Source organism: Okeania sp. SIO2F4 (genome assembly GCF_010672385.1).
Taxonomy (GTDB): Bacteria; Cyanobacteriota; Cyanobacteriia; order Cyanobacteriales; family Microcoleaceae; genus Trichodesmium.
The window spans coordinates 1-5913 of the sequence record NZ_JAAHGT010000615.1; the positions used below are offsets into that span (position 1 = coordinate 1).

General features: G+C 36.7%; 4 protein-coding genes. All 4 read right to left on the reverse strand.

The genetic code is table 11. The annotated features are described in order from the left end of the window. Nucleotides 1-373: 373 nt before the first annotated feature. The gene (locus tag F6K22_RS28790) at nt 374-1534 is read right to left on the reverse strand and encodes a radical SAM protein (protein WP_293105966.1); all 1161 of its coding nucleotides are present in this window, start codon (nt 1532-1534) and stop codon (nt 374-376) included. A 498-nt stretch (nt 1535-2032) separates the two neighbouring features. Then, the gene (locus F6K22_RS28795; protein ID WP_293105968.1) at nt 2033-3112 is read right to left on the reverse strand and encodes a tetratricopeptide repeat protein; all 1080 of its coding nucleotides are present in this window, start codon (nt 3110-3112) and stop codon (nt 2033-2035) included. A gap of 153 nt (nt 3113-3265) precedes the next feature. After that, entirely contained in the window at nt 3266-4699 is a 1434-nt protein-coding gene (hpnJ, locus tag F6K22_RS28800) for a hopanoid biosynthesis associated radical SAM protein HpnJ (protein ID WP_293105971.1), read from the reverse strand. A 780-nt stretch (nt 4700-5479) separates the two neighbouring features. Next, a partial coding sequence (locus tag F6K22_RS28805; protein WP_293105974.1) for a tetratricopeptide repeat protein occupies nt 5480-5913 on the reverse strand: 434 nt, incomplete at its 5' end.

Consider the following 5913-nt stretch of genomic DNA (forward strand, 5'->3'; position numbering starts at 1 on the left):
TTTTTGGTCTTGCTCACGAGTGAGAAAAATCCTGAAACGAGCGCCCATAAAAAAATCACCTTGATAGATCAACTTTCCGTATTTACTTATCTTTACATAGTTTGATTTTTTCGTGCCTACCTACTTAATTGATTTTGTTTTTGATTATCGGAGATGTCTAATATCAAACCCGGTTGAATAGTCGTCATTGCGACAATAGGAAGCAATCTCCGCGCACCCCTGAGATTGCTTCCTTCCACTCCGTTCCAGTCGCTGCGGACGCAGGCTATAGTAATTATCAGGATTTTATATAATTAAGATTTCCGCACTTGGTTTAATCCTCTCGGTTTTAACCATTATTAATTATCAATTATTAATTATCAATTATCTATTATTAAAACCGCATTATCCAAGGTAATTCTTCCATCACCGCTCGCAAAGAATCAACATTACTTTTTCTCGTTAAAGCTTTTGCCGTATCTAACAAATTTCCTTTCTTAATTGACTGATAAGCATCCTGCATCGACACTGCAATATTCTGCATTAAACTCGAATCTCGATAACAATTAATCATACATTTTGTACAATTATCTCTAACCAATTTCGAGCTATCAAATTCATAAATAGAACACATTGGTTCATGCCAAAAATGACAACGCCATAAGTTTAAATCCCAGTCAAGAAAAAAGAAACGATAACCTGCTAAACAAGGATAACGTTGCTCTTCATTTTTGACAAATCTCTGCATTTCTTCTAAAGAAAGAGTAGGATTAACTACACGAAATCGCTTTTTTAATTGCTTGACTTTTTCGTAAGCTTGCCACAGATTTTCATTAGTATGAGTGACTAAACCTGCATCAGAAAATCCCAGAAAATTAGAATCCAGATTTGTTAATGGATAGGAAAAAACTACTGACTCAAATCCTAGGGAGTCGAGAAAATCTGGCAGTGCATCATAATCAACTAAATGACTCATGGTGACAGAAGCAGTCGAATACATACCAATATCTTTTAGCACTTGATTAGCTTCTTTAATTTTATTGCAAACACCAGGCAACCCACGGTTATTTTCGTGAATTTCTTGAGTGGCAGCATCAACCGAAATAATTAGACTAGATAAACCTGCGTCTGCTAATTCGTGAATTTTGTTCGGCGTTAACAACCCACCGTTTGTCACCACCATAGGTTTTATTCCTAATCCTGCTGCATGGTCAACAAATAAGATTAGGTTAGGATTAAGAGTAGGTTCCCCACCAGTGAAAACCAGATATCTAATACCTTCGCGAAACAGAATATTAATTGAATCTATACCCTCATCGAGTTCAACGAATTTTGTTTCTTCTTTAGGAAAAGTATCTCGTGCAAAATTGCAGAAACCGCAGTTAGCATTACAAGCATTATTAATAGCAAATTGACAAAATCCCGGACCTCCTGCTTGAAAGACTAACTGTAGGGTATCAAGGATGCTAGTTGTCGTTGACATTCCACGATTTTTGCTTTGGGCAGTAATTTTTGTACCGTTGTTATCTGGTGCTTTGTGGGTGTTTGTTTTCATAATTTTATTGATATAATTTGCACGGGTATAGCGTTTTTCTGTTGGATAAGGTCAACTTACGAGCCCCCTAAATCCCCCTTTTTAAGGGGGACTTTAATATAATAAAAAACTAAGGGGAATTTAACTTCCCTGGCGGGAAGTCCCGCGCTCTCCCGCAGGGGAGCGACGCAATTGGAAAGCCAGGTCAAAGATTCAGATACCTTCATAAGCTGTTCATATGCCCAAGACACAAGCTAGGTACATTTTGTTATTATCAATGTCAACACAGGGGTCCGACATCACCTGGTGTCTAAACAGTGGTCAGGGTTTCCCAGACTGAAGAATCCCGCCTTTTCCCGTAAGGGAAACGTCGGGAGTATGTCAAAAACGTCTCCAACTCATCCAAATCTTGATTAGACTGCCCCGAATTTAGTCGATGATTTCTAGCTCTTAGCTACTATACAGAACAATTTTGTTAAATAGAGTGAAGCTTTCAGAGCAGAATTATGCAACTAATTCTTAAGTCTCTTGAGTAGTCTGTTCGGTTTTTGTAATAGCTTGAAACCGCTCATCTGAATAGAGATGACTAAAATCAGAATCTTCCTTAGCCCAATCCTTATAGCTTTTATCTAATTCCACAGCTATTCTTAGATTTGCCAATGCGAAGCTATCTTCTTTTAGTAAGGCATAGCAACAAGCTTGGCCATAGAGATTATTAGCCAAGAAGGGAGAACTTTGATTTAATTCAAATGCTTTATTACTGGCTTCAATAGACTCTTGATCTCGACCTAATTCATAAAGCAGACTAGATTTGTGATCCCAATAATTTGATAAATTGGATAATTCTGAAGTTAATGAAATAGCTTTATCACAGGAAGAGAGGGCTTCTTCATATCGCTCAAGACTAGAAAGAACTACTGATTTTGTAATCCAAGCTGTATAATGATCTGGCTTAAGTTGGAGAGCTTTCTCTAAAACTTCTAGTGCTTCATCATACCTTCCTAGATCATTGAGAGCATAACCTTTATTATTCAGTGCTTTTACATATTCAGGTTCTAGCTCTAGAGCTTGATCGTATAAAGCAATTGCCTCTGCATACTTTTGTGCATCTTTTAGTTCGTTTGCTTGGTAATATAATTCTTCAGCAGATGGCGTGTTTGATTCGATTTTTTCAGGACTTTTTAGATCGGAATTTTCTGCATTAGCAGGCTGTGTTTTTGATTCGATTTTTTCAGGACTTTTTAGATTAGGATTTTCTACATTATAGATAACTTCATACTGTCCTCCATCTCCATTCATAAACTGTTTATGTCTACCATTGGAATCTTTATCATAGGTAACAGAACCTAGAAAATCATCGTTACCAGGGCCAGCATCATACTCCCAAAGTTCAAGAGTTATAGTTCCAGAGGGTTGATAATAATGGGAGTAATTTGGGTAAATAGTTTCCCTTAATTTAATGTTGTATGCTTTTTCTCCCTGAGGCCAAAGTTTATTACCACCCGCTTGCTTAAGATAAATATTATCTTTTCTTCCTTTAAACTCGCTGCGTTTGTGACAAGTAATTTTCTCTATGGTTATCTGAATCATTTCACTCATGCAAATACTCCCTTTTTATTGATTTAAAAAACACAACAAAATTTTATCATAGACAGGACTTACATAGAGACTCTACATATACCGAGGGCGAATACCATTCGCCCCTACAGATGGTGGTTGAAAACGTCAATTAACCCGATTTCTTTTAGCTAATTAATGACTCGCCGCTCTCTGATGACGCTCCCTCAAATAAGACAAAAATTCCTTACCTTCCCGCAAACGTCGCACTAACATTTGCGGATCTGCCAACATTTCACCAACTATAGGAATAATTGATTTCGGTCTAAAATAAAACCGTCGATACATTTGCTCTACCCCATCCTCAATTTCACTACCTGACAAATTAGGATACTGCAATGCTGACATTTGAATCCCAGAATTAGCAACCAGAGAATCTCCAGTAAACCAACCATTTTTTTCCGCCTGACTATATAATTCTGTTCCTGGATAGGGGGAAGCAATGGAAACTTGAATCGTATGGGGGCTGACTTCACAAGCAAAACGGATAGTCTCTTCAATAGTTTCCCTACTCTCATTTGGTAAACCGAGAATAAACGCTCCATGTACTTTAATTCCCAACTTATGGCAATTTTCCATAAATTTGCGGGCGACTTCTAATTTAATTCCTTTTTTGACTCCATCGAGAATTTGCTGATTTCCAGATTCAAAACCAACCAACAGCAAACGCAGTCCGTTATTTTTCAATTCTTTGAGGGTGTCATAATCTAAATTTCCACGAGCATTACAACTCCAGGTTAACTTCAGTCGCTTCAGATGTTCGCTAATAGCGATCGCTCGTTTTTTATCAATGGTAAAAGTATCATCATCAAAAAAGTATTCTCTGACAGAGCTACCCCAAATTGCTTTTGCTTCTGCCATTTCTCGTCCTACTGCTTCCGGACTTTTAGCGCGATATTGATGTCCGCCAATAGTTTGTGGCCATAAACAGAAGGTACATTTGGCGGGGCAACCACGACCTGTATATAAGGAGATGTAAGGATTGAGCAAATAACCAATTAGATAGTTACGAATATCGAGATGTTCTGCATAAACAGGAAAAACACTAGGCATCGCATCCCAATCGTGAATCAATTCTCGTTCTGGGTTATGCTGAATATTACCTTGGGAGTCATGGTAACTCAACCCTTTAATTTCTGCAAAAGGTTTCCCTTCGGATAATTCTTTACAGGTGTAATCAAATTCGTTGCGACAAACAAAATCAATAATTGGATTATCTTTGAGAGTTTTTTCTGGCAAAACTGCCACATGAGCGCCAACAAAACCTACTTGTGTTTGAGGGTTTTGAATTTTAATTGCCTCTGCACATTTAACATCATTGGGGAGAGAAGGGGTGCTGGTGTGCATAATTACCAGTTCATAATCTTTAGCAATTTTCAGCACATCTTCCACCGTTTGATAATGAGCAGGAGCATCTACTAACTTACTTCCGGGAACTAGAGCAGCAGGTTGAGCTAACCAGGTAGGATACCAGAAGGAGGTAATTTCTCGTTTTGCTTGGTATCTAGCTCCGGCACCTCCATCAAAACCATCAAAAGAAGGGGGGTTTAAAAATAGAGTTTTTTTCATATTTGATACTAAATTTATAATACACACCAATATTTCAGGGAACATTTCTACGTTTTCTTGTTATACCATAAGTTATCTGAAGCGACTTTCCGATTCAAGAATTCTCAGTTATAAATAAGCTCGTAGTTGGACTTTAGCCCTAAGATAAATATTTGGGAGTTGCTGAGTGGTAATGATTTTTAGATTAAGTATCAATGCTAAACATAAGTTTTTCAATTTTACGTTCAGCTACTTAGCATTACATTTCAGCAACGCCGAAAATAATATTACAGAAGAGAATATGCTTAGTTGATCACCAGTATTTACAGCGGTTTTCATTTCAGTAGACCACAGTAATAATGTTCCATGGAACGTTCCTACTAGGTTTTGGTTGTGAATATGTGGTTCATCAATCTGAAAAGCGCTGTAAGTCAACACAATAGGGTTTCACGATCGCTTGTTTAATTTTTTTGTAGTCTACCTTTATGAAAATTGCTATAAACTAGCATTCAAGTCTCTATCAGAACTGAAACTACAATGTTCGCAATTAAATACTCTCTGATATCAAGACAGAGACTATTTAACATTTCCACAGTTACTAGCCCTTGGAAAATATCTACCTAAATTTAAGTTTTTTCCTCTTTTTTATCGAATCTTCTTTCCTCTTTATTTCTTCCTTACTTGTACTTGTAATACCAAATTGATAAATATTTGTAGCCAACATTTATCAATTTGGTATTATAGACATTTTCATTAATAAGGATGGAAATTTTTTGCAACTTAAAAACAGCCTAATTAAAATCAAACAGGCACTTTAAATTTATTTTTTCTTTCAATTGCTTTTTGATAATCTGGTTTAATTTGTAAGACAATATTGTAAGAACTAACTGCTTCTTGAACATATCCTAACTTTTCCAAAATAACCCCTCTCTGAAACCAAATTTGATGATTACCAGGTCTTAAAGAAACTATTTGGTCGTAGGCAGTTATCGCCTCTTCATACCTCTCTAATTCTTCCAGAATAAAAGCTAATTTTGACCAAGCCAGATAATTACTTGGCCAAATACTAATAGCTTGATTATAACTAAAAACAGCTCCTTCATAATTTGCCATTTTTTCTAAGCTTAATCCCCGGTTTAACCAAGCATCAAAATTATCTGGCTGCTTTCCAATTACCAAATCATAAGCTGCTATTGCTTCAGTATATCGCTCTAACTTTTCTAAAGCTGCACCCC